Source organism: Streptococcus sp. GMD5S (assembly GCF_000298715.2).
Taxonomy (GTDB): Bacteria; Bacillota; Bacilli; order Lactobacillales; family Streptococcaceae; genus Streptococcus.
In genome coordinates, this window is the sequence record NZ_AJRG02000007.1 from 58,560 (window position 1) to 82,096 (window position 23,537).

General features: G+C 38.3%; 18 protein-coding genes. 16 read left to right on the forward strand and 2 right to left on the reverse strand.

Annotated features, from left to right (window positions below):
- Positions 1–185: 185 nt before the first annotated feature.
- From GMD5S_RS0205000 to GMD5S_RS0205065, 14 genes are all read left to right on the forward strand, one after another.
- Positions 186–1,463, forward strand: a complete 1,278-nt coding sequence (locus GMD5S_RS0205000) for an ABC transporter permease (RefSeq protein WP_001068260.1) — start codon at positions 186–188, stop codon at positions 1,461–1,463.
- Between the two features lie 12 nt (positions 1,464–1,475).
- Entirely contained in the window at positions 1,476–2,123 is a 648-nt protein-coding gene (vex2, locus tag GMD5S_RS0205005) for an ABC transporter ATP-binding subunit Vex2 (protein WP_000173742.1), read from the forward strand.
- A 50-nt stretch (positions 2,124–2,173) separates the two neighbouring features.
- Positions 2,174–3,553, forward strand: a complete 1,380-nt coding sequence (gene vex3 / locus GMD5S_RS0205010) for an ABC transporter permease subunit Vex3 (protein WP_000903003.1) — start codon at positions 2,174–2,176, stop codon at positions 3,551–3,553.
- A 141-nt stretch (positions 3,554–3,694) separates the two neighbouring features.
- Complete coding sequence (vncR, locus tag GMD5S_RS0205015) at positions 3,695–4,351, forward strand: response regulator transcription factor VncR (RefSeq protein ID WP_000697938.1); 657 nt, start codon at positions 3,695–3,697, stop codon at positions 4,349–4,351.
- Complete coding sequence (gene vncS / locus GMD5S_RS0205020) at positions 4,348–5,676, forward strand: sensor histidine kinase VncS (protein ID WP_000831381.1); 1,329 nt, start codon at positions 4,348–4,350, stop codon at positions 5,674–5,676. The genes vncR and vncS overlap by 4 nt, the downstream gene beginning before the upstream one ends.
- A gap of 139 nt (positions 5,677–5,815) precedes the next feature.
- Positions 5,816–6,697: a class II fructose-bisphosphate aldolase gene (locus GMD5S_RS0205025; protein WP_001018995.1), complete on the forward strand. Its 882-nt coding sequence runs from the start codon at positions 5,816–5,818 to the stop codon at positions 6,695–6,697.
- Between the two features lie 131 nt (positions 6,698–6,828).
- Positions 6,829–7,761, forward strand: coding sequence for an alpha/beta fold hydrolase (locus tag GMD5S_RS0205030; protein WP_000698054.1), 933 nt, complete (start codon positions 6,829–6,831; stop codon positions 7,759–7,761).
- Between the two features lie 51 nt (positions 7,762–7,812).
- The gene (locus GMD5S_RS0205035; protein WP_001066186.1) at positions 7,813–8,358 is read left to right on the forward strand and encodes a histidine phosphatase family protein; all 546 of its coding nucleotides are present in this window, start codon (positions 7,813–7,815) and stop codon (positions 8,356–8,358) included.
- A 319-nt stretch (positions 8,359–8,677) separates the two neighbouring features.
- Positions 8,678–9,670, forward strand: a complete 993-nt coding sequence (locus GMD5S_RS0205040; RefSeq protein ID WP_001240789.1) for an ABC transporter ATP-binding protein — start codon at positions 8,678–8,680, stop codon at positions 9,668–9,670.
- A 1-nt stretch (position 9,671) separates the two neighbouring features.
- Entirely contained in the window at positions 9,672–10,490 is an 819-nt protein-coding gene (locus GMD5S_RS0205045; protein ID WP_000240154.1) for an ABC transporter permease, read from the forward strand.
- 1 nt (position 10,491) lies between these two features.
- Positions 10,492–11,277, forward strand: coding sequence for an ABC transporter permease (locus tag GMD5S_RS0205050; RefSeq protein ID WP_000760747.1), 786 nt, complete (start codon positions 10,492–10,494; stop codon positions 11,275–11,277).
- A 432-nt stretch (positions 11,278–11,709) separates the two neighbouring features.
- On the forward strand, positions 11,710–18,141 hold the full coding sequence (locus GMD5S_RS0205055) for a S8 family peptidase (protein ID WP_000750022.1): 6,432 nt from the start codon (positions 11,710–11,712) through the stop codon (positions 18,139–18,141).
- Positions 18,142–18,548: 407 nt separating this feature from the next.
- Positions 18,549–19,448 carry a DUF6287 domain-containing protein gene (locus tag GMD5S_RS0205060; protein ID WP_001034439.1) on the forward strand — a complete coding sequence of 300 codons (900 nt, stop codon included), beginning with the start codon at positions 18,549–18,551 and terminating at the stop codon, positions 19,446–19,448.
- A gap of 223 nt (positions 19,449–19,671) precedes the next feature.
- On the forward strand, positions 19,672–19,989 hold the full coding sequence (locus tag GMD5S_RS0205065) for a hypothetical protein (RefSeq protein WP_008289485.1): 318 nt from the start codon (positions 19,672–19,674) through the stop codon (positions 19,987–19,989).
- Positions 19,990–20,020: 31 nt separating this feature from the next.
- On the opposite strand, the gene GMD5S_RS0205070 is transcribed toward GMD5S_RS0205065, so the two are convergent.
- Both GMD5S_RS0205070 and GMD5S_RS0205075 read right to left on the reverse strand, forming a co-directional pair.
- A complete protein-coding gene (locus GMD5S_RS0205070) occupies positions 20,021–21,820 on the reverse strand; it encodes an N-acetylmuramoyl-L-alanine amidase (protein ID WP_000734928.1) in 1,800 nt (599 codons plus the stop codon).
- 48 nt (positions 21,821–21,868) lie between these two features.
- Positions 21,869–22,777, reverse strand: a complete 909-nt coding sequence (locus GMD5S_RS0205075) for a LysR family transcriptional regulator (protein WP_001222590.1) — start codon at positions 22,775–22,777, stop codon at positions 21,869–21,871.
- 101 nt (positions 22,778–22,878) lie between these two features.
- Between GMD5S_RS0205075 and GMD5S_RS0205080 the strand changes: the two genes are divergently transcribed.
- Positions 22,879–23,112 carry a YqgQ family protein gene (locus tag GMD5S_RS0205080; protein WP_002874361.1) on the forward strand — a complete coding sequence of 78 codons (234 nt, stop codon included), beginning with the start codon at positions 22,879–22,881 and terminating at the stop codon, positions 23,110–23,112.
- Positions 23,109–23,489, forward strand: a complete 381-nt coding sequence (locus GMD5S_RS0205085; protein ID WP_000158115.1) for a rhodanese-like domain-containing protein — start codon at positions 23,109–23,111, stop codon at positions 23,487–23,489. Before GMD5S_RS0205080 ends, GMD5S_RS0205085 begins: the two co-directional genes overlap by 4 nt.
- Positions 23,490–23,537 lie beyond the last annotated feature (48 nt).

Consider the following 23,537-nt stretch of genomic DNA (forward strand, 5'->3'; position numbering starts at 1 on the left):
AATGCTAAGCTGAAAGACGGTTCCAGCATTTATAAAATGGAGTATATTTTTGATTGGTAAAACGCATTCTATATGAGAAAAGTTAGCGTTCGCTAGCTTTTTTGTTTTTTTCAAAAAAATTTTTCGATTTCATAAACATTTCATATTTGGATTTTATAATAGTCTTACAAATATGGAGGTGACAAATGAATCCAATCCAAAGAGCTTGGGCTTATGTCAGCAGAAAACGACTGAGAAGTTTTATTTTATTTCTGATTTTATTTGTCCTTTTGGCAGGAATTTCAGCCTGTTTGACTCTGATGAAGTCCAACAAAACAGTAGAAAGCAATCTTTACAAATCACTCAATACTTCTTTTTCTATGAAAAAGATAGAAAATGGACAGACCTTTAAGTTGTCAGACCTAGCATCCGTGAGCAAGATTAAGGGACTGGAAAATGTCTCGCCTGAACTCGAGACGGTCGCAAAACTGAAAGACAAGGAAGCGGTGAGTGGCGAGCAGAGCGTAGAACGTGATGATTTGTCAGCGGCGGACAAGAACTTGGTTAGCTTAACGGCTCTTGAGGATTCTTCCAAGGATGCCACCTTTACCAGTTCGGCTTTCAATCTAAAAGAAGGGCGACACCTTCAAAAAGGAGATTCCAAGAAAATTCTTATCCACGAAGAGTTGGCTAAGAAGAACGATCTTTCGCTTCATGACAAGATTCGCTTGGATGCTGGTCAGTCCGAAGCTGGAAAAGGGCAAACAGTAGAGTTTGAGATTGTCGGCATCTTTTCTGGTAAGAAACAAGAAAAATTCACAGGCTTGTCTTCCGACTTCAGTGAAAACCAGGTCTTTACAGACTATGAAAGCAGCCAAACGCTTCTGGGAAATAGTGAACCGCAAGTCAGTGCAGCTCGCTTCTATGTAGAAAATCCTAAGGAAATGGACGGACTCATGAAGCAGGTAGAAAACTTGGCTTTAGAAAGTCAAGGCTACCAAGTTGAGAAGGAGAACAAGGCCTTTGAACAAATCAAAGACTCAGTGGCAACCTTCCAAACCTTCCTCACCATCTTCCTTTATGGGATGTTGATAGCTGGAGCTGGAGCCTTAATTTTGGTCTTGTCTCTCTGGTTGAGAGAAAGGGTCTACGAAGTGGGGATTCTACTCGCACTTGGAAAAAGCAAGAGATCAATCTTCCTACAATTCTGTTTAGAGGTAGTTTTGGTATCAATCGGAGCTTTGCTTCCAGCATTTGTTGCAGGAAACGCCATCACATCCTATCTGCTTCAAACTGTACTAGCCAGTGGAGATCAGGCAAGCTTACAAGACACGCTGGCCAAAGCAAGTGGTCTATCAACCAGTCTCCTATCCTTTGCAGAATCCTATGTCTTTCTGCTCCTGATTGGTTGTTTATCAGTAGCCCTTTGTTTCGTATTTCTATTTAGAAAATCGCTGAAAGAAATTTTATCATCTATTAGTTAAGAAGGAGAAATCATGACTTTATTACAATTGCAAGATGTTACCTACCGTTATAAGAACACTGCTGAGGCAGTTTTATATCAGATCAAGTATAATTTTAAACCCGGAAAATTTTATAGTATCATTGGTGAGTCAGGAGCAGGAAAATCCACTCTCTTGTCCCTACTGGCTGGTCTAGATAGTCCTGTTGAAGGTTCTATCCTTTTCCAAGGAGAGGACATTCGGAACAAGGGGTATTCATACCATCGCATGCACCATATTTCCCTGGTCTTTCAAAATTATAACTTGATAGATTATCTTTCTCCGCTGGAAAATATCCGCTTGGTCAACAAAAAAGCAAGCAAGGATACGCTTCTTGAGCTTGGTTTGGATGAAAGTCAGATCAAGCGGAATGTTCTCCAGTTATCAGGTGGTCAACAACAACGTGTGGCTATCGCTCGCAGTTTGGTATCAGAAGCTCCGGTTATTCTAGCTGATGAGCCAACAGGAAATCTGGACCCTAAAACTGCCGGAGATATTATCGAACTGCTCAAATCACTTGCTGAGAAAACAGGTAAATGTGTGATCGTCGTCACCCACAGTAAAGAAGTGGCACAAGCGTCAGATATTACACTTGAATTGAAGGATAAGAAACTGACCGAAACTCGCAACACTACAAAATAAGATGAGCTTGTTTTGATAGAATTATAAAATCAAATCTAGAAAGGGAACCTATGTTACACAACGCATTTGCCTATGTTACAAGGAAGTTTTTCAAATCGATTGTTATCTTCCTGATTATTCTCCTCATGGCGAGCTTGAGTTTGGTCGGCTTGTCGATCAAGGGAGCTACTGCCAAGGCTTCTCAGGAGACATTTAAAAATATCACCAATAGCTTCTCCATGCAAATCAATCGTCGCGTCAACCAAGGAACGCCACGTGGTTCAGGGAATATCAAGGGTGAGGATATCAAAAAAATCACCGAAAACAAGGCCATCGAGTCTTATGTTAAACGCATCAACGCTATCGGAGATTTGACTGGATACGACCTGATTGAAACTCCAGAAACCAAGAAAAATCTCACTGCTGACCGAGCAAAACGGTTTGGAAGTAGTTTGATGATTACAGGTGTCAATGATTCCTCTAAAGAAGATAAGTTTGTCTCTGGTTCATATAAGCTGGTCGAAGGTGAGCACCTAACCAACGACGACAAGGACAAGATCCTCATGCACAAGGACTTGGCAGCTAAACACGGCTGGAAAGTTGGAGATAAGGTCAAACTAGACTCCAATGTCTATGATGCAGACAATGAAAAAGGAGCCAAGGAAACAGTCGAAGTGACAATCAAGGGACTCTTTGATGGTCATAATAAGTCAGCAGTAACCTACTCACAAGAACTCTATGAAAACACAGCTATCACAGACATTCACACTGCTGCAAAACTTTATGGATACACAGAAGACACAGCTATTTATGGGGACGCAACCTTCTTTGTAACAGCAGACAAGAACTTGGATGATGTCATGAAAGAGTTGAAGGGTATCAATGGTATCAACTGGAAGAGCTACACACTTGTGAAGAGCTCCTCTAACTACCCAGCTCTAGAGCAATCCATCTCTGGTATGTACAAGATGGCCAACCTCCTCTTCTGGGGTAGCTTGAGCTTCTCAGTTCTTCTCCTTGCACTCTTGCTCAGTCTTTGGATCAACGCCCGTCGCAAGGAAGTGGGAATCCTCCTCTCTATCGGTCTCAAGCAGGCAAGTATCTTGGGGCAATTCATTACCGAATCTATCCTGATTGCCATTCCTGCTCTTATTTCTGCTTACTTCCTAGCCAACTACACAGCCCGTGCCATCGGAAATACTGTTCTTGCCAATGTCACTTCAGGTGTTGCCAAGCAAGCCAGCAAGGCTGCTCAAGCCTCTAATCTTGGTGGTGGTGCAGAAGTAGACGGCTTTAGCAAGACCCTGTCGAGCCTAGACATTTCCATTCAGACATCAGACTTTATCATCGTCTTTGTCCTAGCCTTGGTTCTAGTGGTTCTCGTTATGGCTCTTGCCTCAAGCAATCTCCTCAGAAAACAACCAAAAGAGCTCTTGCTCGATAGCGAATAAAAAACTTGCTACCTATTCTCCTCTAAATGGGGTATAATATAGGTAGCATTTTTATCTATTTCATTTTGATAAGGACTCTTCCTATCAGGATGAAACCGAGAAGATTTACAAGAAATTTAAAGGAATGTGAAACGTTTTTCTATGAAAATTTTAATTGTAGAAGATGAAGAGATGATCCGTGAGGGGATCAGTGACTATTTGACCGATTGTGGTTATGAAACCATTGAAGCAGCAGATGGACAAGAAGCTCTGGAAAAATTTTCCAGCTATGAAGTTGCTCTAGTACTGCTGGATATCCAGATGCCCAAGCTCAATGGCCTCGAAGTTCTAGCTGAGATTCGTAAGACCAGTCAGGTTCCTGTCTTGATGCTGACCGCTTTTCAGGATGAAGAATACAAGATGAGTGCTTTTGCTTCTCTGGCAGACGGTTATCTGGAAAAGCCCTTTTCTCTCTCCCTTTTAAAAGTAAGGGTGGACGCGATTTTCAAGCGCTACTACGATACAGGACGAATCTTCTCTTATAAGGATACCAAGGTGGACTTTGAGAGTTACAGTGCAAGCCTCGCGGGAGAAGAAGTGGCTATCAATGCCAAAGAGTTGGAAATTCTGGACTATCTGGTGAAAAATGAAGGCCGGGCCTTGACTCGTTCTCAGATAATTGATGCGGTCTGGAAGGTGACAGATGAGGTTCCCTTTGACCGTGTCATTGATGTCTATATCAAGGAATTACGGAAAAAGCTAGACTTGGATTGTATCCTCACTGTGCGCAATGTTGGTTATAAATTGGAGCGAAAATGAAACGAACAGGTTTATTTACAAAGATTTTTATCTATACCTTCTCGATTTTTAGTGTTCTGGTTATTTGTCTTCATTTAGCCATTTATTTTCTCTTTCCATCGACTTATCTAAGTCATCGTCAGGAAACCATTGGTCAGAAAGCGACAGCCATTGCTCGGTCCCTTGACGGAAAAGACAGGCAAAGTATCGAACAAGTGTTAGACTTGTATTCCCAGACCAGTGATATCAAAGGGTCCGTTAAGGGTGAGATGACTGAGGACAAGTTAGAGGTTAAGGATAATTTTCCACTAGATACAGCTCGCCAGACAACCTCCCTCTTTATTGAGGAGCGTGAGGTGAAAACGCAAGACGGTAGCACTATGACTCTTCAGTTTCTAGCTTCCATGGATTTGCAAAAGGAAGCAGAGCAGATCAGTCTCCAATTTCTCCCCTATACCTTGTTGGCATCTTTTTTAATTTCCCTTTTGGTAGCTTATATCTATGCTCGGACTATTGTTGCTCCGATCTTGGAAATCAAGTGGGTGACCCGTCGGATGATGGACCTGGATGCTGAAGTACGGTTGCGTGTGGATTCTAAGGATGAGATTGGTGATCTCAAGGAACAAATCAATAGCCTTTACCAGCATCTTTTGACTGTTATTGCGGACTTGCATGAGAAGAATGAAGCTATTCTCCAGCTGGAGAAGATGAAGGTTGAGTTCCTACGAGGGGCTTCTCATGAACTGAAAACACCTCTGGCCAGTTTGAAAATCCTGATTGAGAATATGAAAGAAAATATCGGTCGCTATAGAGATAGAGACCACTATCTGGGAGTTGCCTTGGGGATCGTGGACGACCTCAGTCATCACGTTCTCCAGATATTGTCTCTTTCTTCTGTTCAGGAATTGCGAGACGAGAAAGAAGAGGTTGACCTCCTTCAGATGACGCAAAGTCTGGTCAAGGATTATGCTTTGCTCGCCAAGGAAAGAGAACTTCAGATAGATAATAGCTTGACCCATCAGCAGGCATACATAAACCCATCTGTCATGAAACTAATCCTATCGAATCTCATCAGTAATGCTATCAAGCACTCCACTCCAGGTGGCTTGGTCCGCATTGGAGAAAGAGAAGGAGAACTCTTTATCGAGAATAGCTGTAGTCCTGAAGAACAGGAACAATTGGCCCAGTCTTTTTCTGACAATGCTAGTCGCAAGGCCAAGGGTTCGGGGATGGGGATCTTTGTGGTCAAAAGTTTATTAGAACACGAGAAATTACCTTATCATTTTGAGATGCAGGGTGATCGATTGACCTTCTTCATACGTTATCCCAAAGTCACTCAAGACTAAGGAGAAGAAAGGGGTTACATTGATTGAGTTGGAAGAAATTCAATCTAAAGTATGGGAAAAACTAGCTTTTTTTATCAAAAAGTGATAAAATGAACAATGTAAATGGGATGTCCCAAAAAATATATAGGAGGCCTGACAAATGGCAATCGTTTCAGCAGAAAAATTTGTCCAAGCAGCTCGTGACAACGGTTATGCAGTTGGTGGATTTAACACAAACAACCTTGAGTGGACTCAAGCTATCTTGCGTGCAGCAGAAGCTAAAAAAGCTCCAGTTTTGATCCAAACTTCAATGGGTGCTGCTAAATACATGGGTGGTTACAAAGTTGCTCGCAACTTGATCGCTAACCTTGTTGAGTCAATGGGTATCACTGTACCAGTAGCTATCCACCTTGACCACGGTCACTACGAAGATGCACTTGAGTGTATCGAAGTTGGTTACACTTCAATCATGTTTGACGGTTCACACCTTCCAGTTGAAGAAAACCTTAAATTGGCTAAAGACGTTGTTGAAAAAGCACACGCTAAAGGTATCTCAGTAGAAGCTGAAGTTGGTACTATCGGTGGTGAAGAAGACGGTATCATCGGTAAAGGTGAATTGGCTCCAATCGAAGACGCTAAAGCAATGGTTGCAACTGGTATTGACTTCTTGGCAGCTGGTATCGGTAACATCCACGGTCCTTACCCAGCAAACTGGGAAGGTCTTGACCTTGACCACTTGAAGAAATTGACAGAAGCTCTTCCAGGCTTCCCAATCGTATTGCACGGTGGTTCAGGTATCCCTGATGACCAAATCCAAGCAGCTATCAAACTTGGTGTTGCGAAAGTTAACGTTAACACTGAATGTCAAATCGCATTCGCTAACGCAACTCGTAAATTTGCTCGTGACTACGAAGCAAACGAAGCAGAATACGACAAGAAAAAACTCTTCGACCCACGTAAATTCTTGGCTGACGGTGTAAAAGCTATCCAAGCATCAGTTGAAGAACGTATCGACGTATTCGGTTCAGAAGGTAAAGCATAATCTAGCTGAACAATACAATACAGAAACCTGCCCATTGGGTGGGTTTTTTTGTGTCTGACTATATAGCCAATATACTGTAGAAGAACCAATCTTAAGTTGCTAAAAGGACCTATTTTTTGTACAATAATGCTATGAAAATACTGAAAAAATGGTTTCTTGGCTTTCTTAGTTTCATTCTTTTATTTTTACTCGCTACATTTATCTTTCATCGTATTAGTTTAGATAAGGAACAAGCCTCACTAACACCTATGGGACAACAAGTTCTCGTCAATGGACATCAAATAAATATTTACGTTGAAGGGGATGGACCTGAGACTATAGTAGTTCTCTCAGGTGCTGGTATTGCTTCTCCCATATTGGACTTTAAAAATGTATCGGAATCCTTATCGAAACGATATAAGGTAGTCATCGTGGAGCGGGCGGGATATGGTTATAGTGATGATAGCAATCATTCAAGAGATGTGATGGAGGTTTTGTCTGAGACTCACCAAGCTCTTTCGCAAGCAAATATCACAGGGCCGTTTGTCATTCTGTCTCATTCCATGGCTAGTCTAGAGAGTTTGGCTTGGCAGGAGAAGTATCCTGATGAAGTGAAAGCCTTGATTGGTCTGGATTGGGCACTGCCGTCAAGTTATGAGAATTTAAAGGATAATCAGGCCTTGCTCACTGTGGCATATTGGAGCAGTAAGATTGGGTTATTACGTTATTTCCCTGAGTCTTTTTATATAAAAAATCAAACTCTGACCGAAAATGAACGAAAACAATATAAACTTCTAGCTTATAAGCAGTTGATGTCACAAGCCATGCTTCATGAATCTCAAACGGTAAAGGAAAATGCCAAGAAAGTTCCCTCTAGCATCAATCCGAAAATTCCCACCTTACTATTGGTGTCTAACGGTCAAGGCACTAGTTTTAGCCAATCTGAGTGGCAACGTTATGCAGAGAGATTTGCAAGTGAACAGTCTAATGTTCAAGTCGTCTATATGGATGCGCCTCACGACCTCTATCATTATCAAAGCGATGCTATTGTTTCTCGCATTAAAGAATTTTTAGAGAATAATTGAGGGCTTAAAAATCCATTGAGACTGATGATAATAATTGAAAGGTAATGACTTATGAATAATTCTTATATTTTACTTAGACATGCTCATTCAAGATTTTCAAGTGATGATTTCAATAGAACTTTATCAGAAAAAGGATTCTCATCTCTTGACCAGTTAGATTTTTTGAATTCTTTTAATATTGATTATTATTTTTCTAGTCCTTATAAACGAGCATTTGAAACGATTAATAGCTCGCCAATTCAATTTGATAAAATAGTTCTTGATAATCGGTTACGAGAGCGAAAATTATCTTCAACCTTTATAAAAGATTCTGAGTTTGAAGACAGTATTAAATATTTATGGCAAAATCCTAGTGAATCTCTTTTAGAAGGGGAATCAAATCAAGACGCACTAGCTAGAGTACTAAATTTTTTAATGGAATTGGAAGAGAGATACTCAGAAAAAATGATTTTACTTAGTTCACACGGGAATTTGATAGGAATACTACTACATCACTTTGATTCCAGTTTTGATTATGAAAAATGGGAGCATATGACCTTTCCAGATTGTTTTCTAATTGATAGAGATGGGATTGTGAAAAGAATTTTGAAAGATTAGTTCGTTGATTAAATAGTGAATCATATTGATCAAAATAGTTTGCTTTTTACAACTCGTAACCTGCCCATCGGGCAGGTCTTTTTGGTGTTTTAAGGAAACTATTAAACCAGAATTTTGGATTTAAAATAGCATTTTAAGAGTGAAATCTCTAATTTCATAATCTGTAGGCAAACGCTTGCATTCCGTTTTTTATTGGACTATAATAGGTTGGTATAAAGCCTTCTGTAAGAATAACAATTAGAAAGTTTAGAAAGTAAGGACTTAGAATATTTGTAGTCAAAAATACAATGTTGCTATTCCTTGCGATAGGGAGATAGATATGGCAATGATAGAAGTGGAACATCTTCAGAAAAATTTTGTGAAGACTGTTAAGGAACCAGGCTTGAAAGGGGCTTTGCGCTCCTTTATTCATCCTGAAAAGCAGACCTTTGAAGCGGTCAAGGATTTGACTTTTGAGGTACCCAAGGGCCAAATTCTAGGTTTTATCGGCGCAAATGGTGCTGGGAAGTCAACAACCATCAAAATGCTGACAGGGATTTTAAAACCGACATCTGGTTTTTGTCGGATTAACGGCAAGATTCCGCAGGACAATCGTCAGGATTATGTTAAAGATATTGGTGTGGTCTTTGGACAACGTACCCAGCTATGGTGGGATTTGGCTCTGCAAGAGACCTATACGGTCTTAAAAGAGATTTACGATGTGCCGGACTCGCTCTTTCATAAACGCATGGACTTTTTGAATGAAGTCTTGGATTTGAAGGACTTTATCAAAGACCCCGTGCGGACTCTTTCACTGGGGCAACGGATGCGGGCGGATATTGCGGCTTCCTTGCTCCACAATCCTAAAGTTCTCTTTTTAGATGAGCCGACCATTGGTTTGGACGTTTCGGTCAAGGACAACATTCGTCGGGCTATTACCCAGATCAATCAGGAGGAAGAAACAACTATCCTCTTGACCACTCACGACCTGAGCGACATTGAGCAACTCTGTGATCGAATTTTTATGATTGATAAGGGGCAAGAGATTTTTGATGGAACGGTTAGCCAGCTCAAGGAGACCTTTGGCAAGATGAAGACTCTTTCCTTTGAACTGCTACCAGGTCAAAGTCATCTCCTTTCTCACTATGAAGGCCTGCCTGATATGACCATTGATAGACAAGGAAATAGCCTCAATATTGAATTTGATAGTTCCCGCTACCAGTCGGCTGATATTATCAAGCAAACCCTGTCTGATTTTGAAATTCGCGATTTGAAGATGTTGGATACGGATATTGAGGATATTATCCGTCGCTTCTACCGAAAGGAGCTCTAAGATGGTCAAATTGTGGAGACGTTATAAACCCTTTATCAATGCAGGGATTCAGGAGTTGATTACCTATCGAGTCAACTTTCTACTTTATCGGATTGGGGATGTTATGGGAGCTTTTGTTGCTTTCTATCTCTGGAAGGCTGTCTTTGATTCCTCGCAAGAATCTTTGATTCAGGGCTTTAGTATGGCAGACATCACCCTATACATCATCATGAGCTTTGTGACTAATCTTTTGACTAGGTCGGACAGCTCCTTTATGATCGGGGAGGAGGTCAAGGATGGTTCCATTATCATGCGCTTGTTGCGACCAGTGCATTTTGCGGCCTCTTATCTCTTTACGGAGCTTGGTTCCAAGTGGTTGATTTTTATCTCTGTTGGACTGCCATTTTTAAGTGTCATTGTCTTGATGAAAATCTTATCAGGACAAGGAATTGTAGAATTGCTGGGCTTAACCATCCTTTATCTTTTTAGCTTAACTCTAGCCTACCTAATCAACTTTTTCTTTAATATCTGCTTTGGATTTTCAGCCTTTGTCTTTAAAAATCTATGGGGTTCCAATCTACTCAAGACTTCTATAGTGGCCTTTATGTCTGGAAGTCTGATTCCCTTGGCTTTCTTTCCAAAGATTGTTTCTGATATTTTGTCCTTCTTGCCTTTTTCATCTTTGATTTATACTCCAGTTATGATCATTGTTGGGAAATACGATGCCAGTCAGATTCTTCAAGCACTCTTGCTACAGTTCTTCTGGCTCATAGTGATGGTGGGCTTGTCTCAGTTGATATGGAAACGAGTCCAGTCCTTTATCACTATTCAAGGAGGTTAGTATGAAAAAATATCAACGCATGCATTTGATTTTTATCAGACAATACATCAAGCAAATCATGGAATACAAGGTTGATTTTGTGGTGGGCGTGTTAGGAGTTTTTCTAACTCAAGGCCTGAACCTCTTGTTTCTCAATGTACTCTTTCAACATATTCCATCCCTAGAAGGTTGGACCTTTCAAGAAATTGCATTTATTTATGGTTTCTCCTTGATTCCCAAGGGTTTGGACCATCTCTTTTTTGACAATCTCTGGGCACTAGGTCAACGACTAGTCCGAAAAGGGGAGTTTGACAAGTATCTAACGCGTCCCATCAATCCGCTCTTTCATATCCTCGTTGAGACCTTTCAGATTGATGCCTTGGGCGAACTATTGGTCGGTGGAATTTTATTAGCGACAACAGTATCAAGCATCGCTTGGACTCTTCCAAAATTCCTGATTTTTCTAGTCTGCATTCCTTTTGCGACCTTGATCTATACTTCCTTGAAAATCGCGACTGCCAGTATCGCTTTTTGGACCAAGCAGTCAGGAGCCATGATTTACATTTTCTATATGTTTAATGACTTTGCCAAGTACCCGATTTCCATTTACAATTCGCTCCTTCGTTGGTTGATTAGCTTTATCGTGCCTTTCGCCTTTACGGCCTACTATCCTGCCAGCTATTTCTTGCAGGACAAAGACGGGCTCTTTAACATTGGTGGGTTGATTTTGATTTCCCTTGTTTTCTTTGTTATTTCTTTAAAACTCTGGGATAGGGGATTAGATGCTTACGAAAGTGCGGGTTCTTAAGAGATAAGATAGGATGAGAGTTAAAAATTAAATATGTTACAAACAACCGTTGAAAATTATAGCGGTTGTTTTTGCATATTTATTGAGATATAAATTGTATCCATCCCCCCCTTTTTGCAATTTTGGTAGTTATTCCGGTTAATTGATAATATTTTTGATGGTAGGAATGAGTTTATATTGTAGCCAGTTAACTATAATATTTATTGACCAGACTATTTGTTAACATGGATTAAAAAAAAAATTAACCCGGGTTAATTTTTCTTGACTTAAATTTTTTTAATTGATATACTATTTTTCAGAGAGCTAACAATTATATATAAATGTACTACTCTATCCCACTAGATAATACGTCATAAAACTTTTTATAACAAAGGCTAGCAAGGTTAAAGTTTTCTATCTATTGGGTTTAAAATAAAAAATTAAGGAATTAAAATGAAAAAAAGTACGGTATTGTCATTAACTACTGCTGCAGTTATTTTAGCAGCATATGCCCCCAATGAGGTGATTTTAGCAGATGCACCTAGTTCTGAAGATGCTTTAAGAATTTCTGATAAAGAAAAAGTAGTAGCAGATAAAGAAACAAAAAACAATGAACAATCTGAAGATATTCATAATGTTATAGAAACTTCAAAGGATACTGAGGAGAAGAAGACAACAGTTATTGAGGAAAAAGAAGTTGTTAGTAGAAAGTCTGAGATAGACAAAAAAACTAGTAACGAAGGAGCAAGTATCAAAGAAGACTCCAATGAATCCAAAGGAGATGATGCGAACTCATCTGTAAATAAAGATACAGAAAATCCGAAAAAAGAAGATAAAGTTGTCTATATTGCTGAATTTAAAGATAAAGAATCTGGAGAAAAAGTAATTAAGGAACTATCAAATCTGAAGGATACAAAAGTTTTATATACCTATAATACGATTTTTAATGGCGCTGCCATTGAAACAACTCCAGATAATTTGGACAAAATTAAACAAATAGAAGGTGTTTCATCGGTTGAAAGGTCACAAAAACTCCAACCAATGATGAATCATGCCAGAAAGGAAATTGGAGTTGAGGAAGCTATTGATTACCTAAAGTCTATCAATGCTCCATTTGGGAAAAATTTTGATGGTAGAGGTATGGTCATTTCAAATATCGATACTGGAACAGATTATAGGCATAAGGCTATGAGGATCGATGATGATGCCAAAGACTCGATGAAATTTAAAAAAGATGACTTAAAAGGCACTGATAAAAATTATTGGTTGAGTGATAAAATCCCTCATGCGTTCAATTATTATAATGGTGGTAAAATCACTGTAGAAAAATATGATGATGGTAGGGATTATTTTGATCCACATGGGATGCATATTGCAGGGATTCTTGCTGGAAATGATACTGAAAAAGATATCAAGAACTTTAATGGCATAGATGGAATTGCGCCTAATGCACAAATTTTCTCTTATAAAATGTACTCTGACGCAGGATCTGGGTTCGCGGGTGATGAAACAATGTTTCATGCTATTGAAGATTCGATCAAACACAATGTCGATGTTGTTTCGGTATCATCTGGCTTTACGGGAACAGGTCTTGTAGGCGAGAAATATTGGGAGGCTATTAGAGCATTAAGAAAAGCTGGAATCCCAATGGTTGTTGCTACAGGTAATTTTGCGACTTCTGCTTCAAGTTCTTCTTGGGATTTAGTAGCCAATAATAATCTGAAAATGACAGATACTGGAAATGTAACACGAACTGCCGCACATGAAGATGCGATAGCGGTCGCTTCTGCTAAAAATCAAACCATTGAGTTTGATAAGGTTAACATTGGAGGACAAAGTTTTAAATACAGAAATATAGGAGCTTTTTTCGATAAAAATAAAATCCTAACAAATGAGGATGGGTCAAAAACTCCAAATAAATTAAAATTTGTATATATAGGCAAAGGTCAAGACAAAGATTTGATAGGCTTGGATCTTAAGGGCAAAATTGCAGTAATGGATAGAATTTATACCAAGGATTTAAAAGATGCTTTTAAAAGAGCAACGGATAAAGGCGCACGTGCCATTATGGTTGTAAATACTGTAAATTACTACAATAGAGATAATTGGACAGACCTTCCAGCTATGGGATATGAAGCGGATGAAGGGACTACTAGTCAAGTATTTTCAATTTCAGGAGATGATGGTGTAAAATTATGGAACATGATTAACCCTGATAAAAAAACTGAAGTCAAAAGAAATAATAAGGAAGATTTTAAAGATAACTTAGAACAATACTATCCAATTGATATGGAAAGCTATAATTCTAATAAACCGAATGTAGGTGATGAAAAAGAAATTGACTTTAAATTTGCAGCTGACACAGACAAAGAACTTTATAAAGAAGATATTATAGTCCCAGCAGGGTCTACATCTTGGGGGCCAAGAACAGACTTGCTTTTAAAACCGGATGTTTCAGCACCTGGTAAAAATATTAAATCCACTCTAAATGTTATCAATGGTAAATCCACTTATGGTTATATGTCAGGAACTAGTATGGCAACTCCAATCGTAGCAGCTTCTACTGTTTTGATTCGACCAAAATTAAAGGAATTGCTTGAAAGACCTGTCTTGAAAAATCTTAAGGGAGATGACAAAATAGACCTTACAAGTCTTACAAAAATAGCTCTACAAAATACTGCAAGACCTATGATGGATGCAACCTCTTGGAAAGAAAAGAGTCAATACTTTGCATCACCTAGACAGCAGGGAGCGGGGCTAATTAATGTTGCCAACGCTTTGAGAAATGAAGTTGTAGCAACTTTCAAAAATACAGATTCTAAAGGTTTGGTAAATTCATATGGTTCCATTTCTCTTAAAGAAATAAAAGGTGATAAAAAATACTTTACAATTAAGCTTCACAATACCTCAAACAGACCTTTAACCTTTAAAGTTTCTGCATCAACTGTAACTACAGATGCTCTAACTGATAGGCTAAAACTCGATGAAACATATAAAGATGAAAAATCTCCGGACGGGAAGCAAATTGTTCCAGAAATTCACCCAGAAAAAGTCAAAGGAGCAAATATCACATTTGAGCATGATACTTTCACTATAGGTCCAAATTCCAGCTTTGATTTAAATGCGGTTATAAATGTTGGAGAAGCTAAAAACAAAAATAAATTTGTAGAATCATTTATTCATTTTGAGTCAGTGGAAGAAATGGAAGCTCTAAACTCCAACGGTAAGAAAAGAAACTTCCAACCTTCTTTGTCGATGCCTCTAATGGGATTTGCTGGGAATTGGAACCACGAACCAATCCTTGATAAATGGGCCTGGGAAGAAGGATCAAAATCAAAAGCAATGGAAGGTTATGATGATGATGGTAAACCAAAAATTCCAGGTACCTTAAATAAGGGGATTGGTGGAGAACATGGTATAGATAAATTTAATCCAGCAGGAGTTATCCAAAATAGAAAAGATAAAAATACAACATCCCTAGATCAAAATCCAGAATTATTTGCTTTCAATAACGAAGGAATCAACGCACCTTCATCAAGTGGCTCTAATATTGCTAAAATCTATCCTTTAGATTCAAATGGAAATCCTCAAGATGCTCAACTTGAGAGAGGATTAACGCCTTCTCCACTTGTATTAAGAAGTGCAGAAGAAGGGGTGATTTCAATAGTAAATACAAATAAAGAAGGAGAAAATCAAAAAGACTTAAAAGTCATTTCGAGAGAACACTTTATTAAAGGAATTTTAAACTCTAAAAGAAATGATGCAAAGGGCATTAAATCTTCTAAGCTAAAAGTTTGGGGTGACTTGAAATGGGATGGACTCATTTATAACCCTAGAGGTAGAGAAGAAAATGCCCCAGAAAGTAATGACAAAAAAGATCCTGCTACTAAGATACGAGGACAATTTGAACCGATTGCGGAAGGCCAATATTTCTATAAATTTAAATATAGATTAACCAAGGATTACCCATGGCAGGTTTCCTATATTCCTGTAAAAATTGATAACACCCCTCCAAAGATTGTTTCAATTGATTTTTCAAACCCTGGAAAAATTAAGTTAATTACAAAGGATACTTATCACAAGGTCAAAGAGCAATATAAGAATGAAACGCTATTTGCGAGAGATCAAAAAGAACATCCTGAAAAATTTGACGAGATTGCCAACGAAGTTTGGTATGCTGGGGCCGCTCTTGTTAATGAAGATGGAGAGGTTGAGAAAAATCTTGAAGTCACTTATGCAGGTGAGGGTCAAGGACGAAATAGAAAACTTGACAAAGACGGAAATACCATTTATGAAATTAAAGGTGCAGGAGATTTAAGAGGAAAAATCATTGAAGTGATTGCATTAGACGGTTCTAGCAATTTCACAAAGATTCATAGAATTAAATTTGCTGATCATGCTGATAAAAATGGGATGATTTCCTATTATCTAGTAGATCCTGATCAAGATTCATCTAAATACCAAAAGCTTGGCGAGATTTCCGAATCTAAATTTAAAAATTTAGAAAATAGAAAAGAGGATAGTCTTAAAAAAGATACAACTGAAGTAGAACATCATCAAGAAAATGAAGAGGCTACCGAAGAAAAATCTAGCTTGACTATTCATAAAACAATTTCAACAATTAGAGACTTTGAAAGCAAAGATTTAAAGAAACTCATTAAAAAGAAATTTAGAGAAGTTGATGACTTTACAAGTGAAACTGGTAAGAGAATAGAGGAATACGATTATAAATACGATGATAAGGGAAATATCATTGCTTATGACGATGGTAGTGCCTTAGAATATGAAACTGAAAAACTTGATGAAATCAAATCAAAAATTTATGGCATTCTAAACCCATCTAAAGATGGACACTTTGAAATTCTTGGAAAGATCAGTAATGTTTCTAAAAATGCCAAGGTATACTATGGAAATAACTATAAATCGATAGAAATCAAAACGACCAAGTATGATTCCCATTCAAAAACGATGACATTTGATTTATACGCTAATATTAATGATATTGTGGATGGATTAGCTTTTGCAGGAGATATGAGGTTTTTTGTCAAAGATGATGGTCAGATAAAAGCTGAAACTAAAATTAGAATGCCTGAAAAAAATAAGGAAACTAAAGCAGAATATCCGTATGCATCAAGTTATGGGAATGTAATAGAATTAGGAGAAGGAGATCTTTCAAAAAATAAACCAAATAATTTAACGGACATGGAATCTGGTAAAATCTATTCTGATTCAGAAAAACAACAATATCTATTAAAGGATAACATCATTCTGAGAAAAGGCTATGCACTAAAAGTGACTACCTATAATCCTGGAAAAACGGATATGTTAGAAGGGAATGGAGTCTATAACAAGGAAGATATAGCAAAAATCCAAAAGGCCAATCCTAATCTAAGAGTTTTATCAGAAACAACAATTTATGCTGATAGTAGAAATGTTGAAGATGGAAGAAGTACTCAATCAGTATTAATGTCGGCTTTGGACGGCTTTAACATTGTAAGGTATCAAGTGTTTACATTTAAAATGAATGATAAAGGGGAGGCAATCGATAACGATGGAAATCTTGTGACAGATCCTTCTAAACTTGTATTATTTGGTAAGGATGGTAAAGAGTACACAGGAGAGGATAAGTCCAATGTAGAAGCTATAAAAGAAGATGGCTCTACGTTATTTATTGATGCAAAACCAGTAAATCTTTCAATGGACAAGAACTACTTTAATCCATCTAAAACTAATAAAATTTATGTACGAAATCCAGAATTTTATTTAAGAGGTAAGATTTCTGATAAGGGTGGTTTTAACTGGGAGTTGAGAGTTAATGAATCGGTTGTAGATAATTATTTAATCTACGGAGATTTACACATTGATAACACTAGAGATTTTAACATTAAGCTTAATGTTAAAGACGGTGACATCATGGACTGGGGGATGAAAGACTATAAAGCAAACGGATTCCCAGATAAGGTAACAGATATGGATGGAAATGTTTATCTTCAAACTGGCTATAGCGATTTGAATGCGAAAGCGGTTGGAGTACATTATCAATTTTTATATGATAATGTCAAACCAGAAGTAAACATTGATCCTAAGGGAAATACTAGTATCGAATATGCTAACGGAAAATCTGTAGTCTTTAACATCAATGATAAAAGAAATAACGGATTCGATGGTGAGATTCAAGAACAACATATTTATGTAAATGGAAAAGAATATAAATCATTTGATGATATTAAACAACTAACAGATAAGACACTAAACATTAAGATTGTTGTAAAAGATTTTGCAAGAAATACAACCGTAAAAGAATTCATTTTAAATAAAGACACGGGAGAGGTAAGTGAATTAAAACCTCATAGGGTAACTGTGACCATTCAAAATGGAAAAGAAATGAGTTCAACGATAGTGTCGGAAGAAGATTTTATGTTACCTGTCTATAAGGGTGAATTAGAAAAAGGATACCAATTTGATGGTTGGGAAATTTCTGGTTTCGAAGGGAAAAAAGACGCCGGCTATGTTCTTAATCTATCAAAAGATACCTTTATAAAACCTGTATTCAAGAAAATAGAGGAGAAAAAGGAGGAGGAAAATAAACCTACTTTTGATGTATCCAAAAAGAAAGAAAAAACACAATCTGATTCAACTAATGATGTCAACAGCATTGTTTCTGATGAAAATGATAAAAACTTTGAAATTGACAAGAACGTTTATCTAAATGAACAAGGAAACGTAACTAATAAAAATACCAACATCAATAGTAAATCAACTATTAACAATCCTAATGAGTTGCCAAAAACCGGAACAGCAAGCGGAGCCCAGACACTATTAACTGCCGGAATCATGTTTATAGTAGGAGCTTTTCTTGGAATGAAGAGAAAAAATAAAGATTAAGACAAAAGCTATAGAAAAAATGGTTTATGTACTGAGATTAGATAGTGAGGTGATGACATAGTTTTGTGAAAGTATTGATTTATAAATATATTATTTAGATTTCTATGAAAATGGGAGATTTAAAAGAGATATATGTAAAAGCCTTGTCTCAGGACAGGCTTTTTCTAATGGAGATGGGTTCTGTTTAACGTCTGTGTCTCCTGCTTATAAATAAAAACTAAAATTTATATTTTTGTGGTATAATATATATTAACAAGTACTTGTTTTCGTTCCGTTTTAGAGGACTATAGGCTGTTAATCATTTTAGAATTTTTTGCATAGATTTTCTAAAAATTATAAAAATCCATGGATAATAACGGATGAAGTCTCGTAAGCTTGGCTGAATAGAAATCAAAAAGGAGAAAATTATGAATAAGAAAGAATGGGTAAAACAATTTGAGGAGGTCAATGGCCGCAAGCCGACTGCATCAGAATTAGCAGAGGCGCAGTCAACTAAAAAGTTTGCGAGAGGAACTAGAAACATTAAAATCTATATTGGGTTAGTCCTCGGTATTTTGGTTGCTATAATCCTAGTAAGTGTTTTCTCGCATTCTTTGATTGGAAAGAAAGAGTCAAATCAAGCATCGTCTGCTGTTTCAACTACAGAGTCAACAAGTCAATCGTCTACAAGCCAAGGAAAAACAGATGAGGCTGATAAGGATAAACAAGAGGAAATTCAGAAACTCAAGGATCAACTGACTGCTTTAGATACCAAAATTACTGAAGCAGAAGCACTTGTTAGCAAGTTAAAGAAAGAAACTACCGTTCCAAAACTAGATATTGAAGCAATCAAGAACAATGATTTGTCTAGTTTAGAAGGCACTTGGCGTAGTCAATCTGGTAATGAATACATTATTAAGAATTCTGGAGAAGTAGATGCGACTTGGTTTACAAATGATCAAAAGTACGAATCTGTAGTTGGATTAAAGGTATCAAAAGGTCAAGATAGTCGTAACCCTGAGACAGCTTCTATCAGTGCGTGGGTAAAAGATTCTGTTGCTGGAGGATTTGTAGTAGTTGCTGTTCCAAGTGGAGTTGTTATGCAACCTGCTGATGATGGAAAGATTACGGATAAAAGCAATCATGCTGAAGAAAGACTACTTTCGGGCCAAGATTATGGATCGATGTTAATGAAACCAGAAGATGTTTACTATCGTGTGAAACCAGATACCAGTAAACTTGAGGAAGCAGAAAAGAACTTAGCTCAACTACAAGCAGATCGAGAAGCAATCAAATCTTCTCTAGAGTCAAAGGAAAAGAAAAACTAGATGGTATTTGTTCAAAAATACTGTTACAATCGGCAAAATCAAGAAGTCCATTAGGGCTTTTTTTCTTTTATCACTACTATTCAACCACATAGACAGAGATATTGACCAGATAGGCAAAAGGTCTTGTTCTTGAAAAATTCCTCTGCTATAATGATTCATGTAAGGGCGTGAGAGGTCAGTATCAGACAACTCAAGAACCAAAAAAGAAAATGGAGACAAAAAAATGAAAAAATTATTAGGACTTGTATTTTTAGTAGCAGCAGCGCTAGTATTGTATTTTGGATCTGTTGGCTGGCCAAGTTTGGATGTCAATCTCTGGTCACTGATTCCAGTTGGCTTGTTCCTCTATTTCACTCTAGAAAATCTTTTGAAAAAAGACTATAAGGCTAGTCTGATGTGCTTGATTATTGCCTTTATCATTGCAAATGCTATTTTTGATCTCTTGCCAATTTCAAGTGGTTTGGTGATTGGTGCCGGTGTGTTAGCTTGTGTAGGAATTGGCTACCTCTTTCCTGATAAAGATAAAAAAGAAGACAAATAGAAAAGTCTCGAGAAACCTCGAGACTTTATTTTTATTTACCAGCGTAATATTTTTGAATCCCTTTTACGATGCCTGCGACCAGTTTATCTTGGTAGCGACTATCTCTGATTTGTTGGCTTTCAGTGAAATTATCCATATAACCAAGTTCAAGGAGGACGGCTGGTTTGGCTGTTTCGCGTAGTACGGCAAAACTTCTTTCTAACTGACCAGCATCCTTAGCCCCTGTTTCGGCTAAGAGAGAGGAGTGGATAGCAGCAGCGAGGCGCTTACTTTCACTAATGCGATCAGGATGGTTGTGCCAGTATTGATTAATCTTACTTGGATAATCAGGTTCATCGCTATAGGAGTAGGTTTGAATACCGCTCGCTTTTGAATATGCGTTTCCAGTTGCATTGAAGTGGATACTGATAAAAATGTCAGAGTTGGTTTTGTTGACCATACGGGAACGTTCTGTAATGAAATCTACATCAATATCACTATCACGTGAGGTGAGAACCTTGTAGCCTAGTTCTTCTAACTTGGTGCGAAGTTTACGGTAGATTTGCATATTGAGATCTTTTTCAGCTACATTGTAGTAAAAGGCGCCAGAATCTCGACCACCGTGTCCGGGATCGAGGAAGATGGTGTTACTGTATTGGCCTTTTACAAATCCACCCTCAGTTGAAACTTCAGAAATCCATTTCCCATCTTTTTGGAAGAGATGGTCTTTTCCAGAAATCTTGTGAATTCCTGTAACATAGCGACCATTTTCATCCAAATAGTAACGCCCTTTGTCTTGACTATCATCGATCCACTCGTTTTTGGCCATATAGCCACCAGACTTGAGATAATAAGCTCCAATCCACTCCTGATTTGCATAATGCCCATTCGCTTTTAGATAGAACCAGCTCTTATAAGTCTTGTCGAAGATCCATTCTTTTTCAGCCATGGCCCCACTGGTCTTGAGGTAGTAGCTTCCTTGCCATTTATCTGCTAGCATTCCCCCATCATGAGTAAAAGAGTACCAAGAGCCCTGGATTTTTTGCCACTTGTCTTGGACGTATCTGCCTGAATCGCTAGCATAGAACCAAGTATCCTTGATTTTGACCCAGTTGTTTTCTGCCATAGCTCCACTCTTCTTAAAGAGGTAGCCCTTGAAGGTTGTTTCGCTCAACATCCTTCCTTCTTTGTCAAAATAGTACCAAGTACCCTTGATTTTCTCCCATTTGTCTTGAGAGATTTTTCCTGACGGCAGAACGTAGTACCAAACGTGATTGACCTCTTGCCAACCTTGAGATACCATGGCTCCACTTTGACCTAAGAAATAGCCATCAATGCTTGTATTGCTGAGCATGATTCCAGTTTGGTCAAAATAGTACCAAGCACCATTGATTTTTTTCCAAGCATTTTGAGTTAATCGTCCAGAAGGAGCAGCGTAATACCATTGATTCTCCAATTTGGTCCAGCTATTTTCCACCATAGCACCCTCTTGGTCAAAGGCATAACCTTTATAGATAGTGGACTGGAGACGGTCACCATTTTGGTCGAAGTAGTACCATTTGCCTTGAATTTTTTTCCAGTTCACTGCAGGTTGGTCATCTTGGTAGAAGCGCCAGTGGTAGTTTTCTTGGTACCAGCCCTCTTTTTTGGGTTTGGCTTCTTGCGCATCTACTTTTGGAAGAACTTCGGGTTCTGTATTCTCCTTAACAATAGCATCTTTTTGATCATCTTTGGATTGCTTTTCTTTAACAGCAGAAGGAGTTTGTGATTGGTTTTCTTCTGCAGAGACGGGAGCTAATATAGATCCTGCTATTGACAGAATCAGAGCACTGGCAAGTAGTAACTTTTTCACTTTCTATTTCCTAACTTTTTCTCTTTCCCTTTTAATCTTTATTTTTTATCAATTATCGAATTGAACTTCTTCTAGTAGATACTCGATAAAGCGTTCGCCCATCTTAGACAGGCTGGTTTTTTCATGCTGGATATAGACTAGTTCAATCGGGTCGTCAATGTCCAGTGGAATGGAAACGATATTGTCTCCGTTAAGGTTGCTGTTCAAAATCCCTGTTGCAATCGTGTAACCATCCAAACCAATCAAGAGATTAAAGAGGGTGGCACGGTCGCTGACTACGATAGATTTTTTGTGGTATTCCTGAGAGAGAATCTCTTCAGAGAAGTAGAAGGAGTTGTGAGTCCCTTGGTCATAGCTGAGGTAAGGGAAGTTCTCCAAGTCTTCTAGTTTAACCTTATCTTTCTTTGCCAGAGGATTGGTCTTGCTGACGAAGATATGGGGCTGGGCTGTAAAAAGATGGTGGGCCAAGAGGTGGTTGTCATCCAGCATTTTCGTTAAAACATCACGGTTATAACTATTCAAAAAGAGGACACCGACCTCACTACGGAAGTTCTTGACATCGTCGATAATCTCCCAAGTCCGAGTTTCACGAAGGAAGAGCTCGTATTTTTCCATATCACTTTTCTTGAGTAGGGATACAAAGGCATTGACCACAAAGGCATAGTGTTGAGACGAAACGCTAAAGAGTTCGCGGTGGGCGACAGGATTTTTATAGCGTTCCTCCAGAAGCTGGGTTTGCTCAACGACCTGACGGGCATAGGAGAGAAACTCCATCCCATCACGGGTTAAGGTAATGCCCTTGGGATTGCGGATAAAGATTTCAATGCCCATTTCATTTTCCAAGTCTCGAACGGCATTGGAGAGACTAGGTTGGGTGATAAAGAGTTGCTTAGCTGCTTCATTCATAGAGCCAGTTTCGACGATTTTGATAATATAGTGTAATTGTTGAATTCTCATGCTTTTATTGTACCATACTTGCGGAAGAATGGGCAATGAAGACGAAGAAAATAGGGGGAAGAGCCGGTCCAGTATTGAAAAAAAGTCTAAAATCTGTTAGAATGAAAGCTATGAAAACATTCTATGATGTGCAGCAATTTCTCAAACAGTTTGGCATTATTGTCTATGTGGGGAAGCGCTTGTATGATATTGAACTGATGAAGCTCGAACTCTCTCGGATCTATGATGCAGGTCTGATGGACAAGCTAGACTATCTAGAGGCAGAAGCTGTTCTTCGTAGAGAGCACAAGATAGAATTAGACTACATAGAGAAAAATGGAGATAAGAACTTATGACAATTTGGATTTTGTGGGGAATCGTACTAGCGATGGCGGCATGGATGGGGTATAACTACCTTCGTATTCGTCGTGCGGCTAAGATTGTAGACAATGCAGAGTTTGAAGCCTTGATTCGGAAAGGGCAATTGATTGATGTCCGTGATGCAGCAGAATTTCACAGAAAACATATCCTCGGAGCTCGCAATATTCCTTCAAATCAGTTGAAGTCAAGCCTTGCAGCTCTTCGCAAGGATAAACCTGTCCTTCTCTACGAAAACCAACGCGGACAACGAGTGACCAATGCAGCCCTCTATCTGAAAAAGCAAGGTTTTTCTGAGATTTATATCCTTTCTTATGGATTGGATTCTTGGATTGGAAAGGTCAAGACGAGCTAACATTCTGTTAAAAACTGTTTAATGATAGATAAATCTTGCGTTTTATGG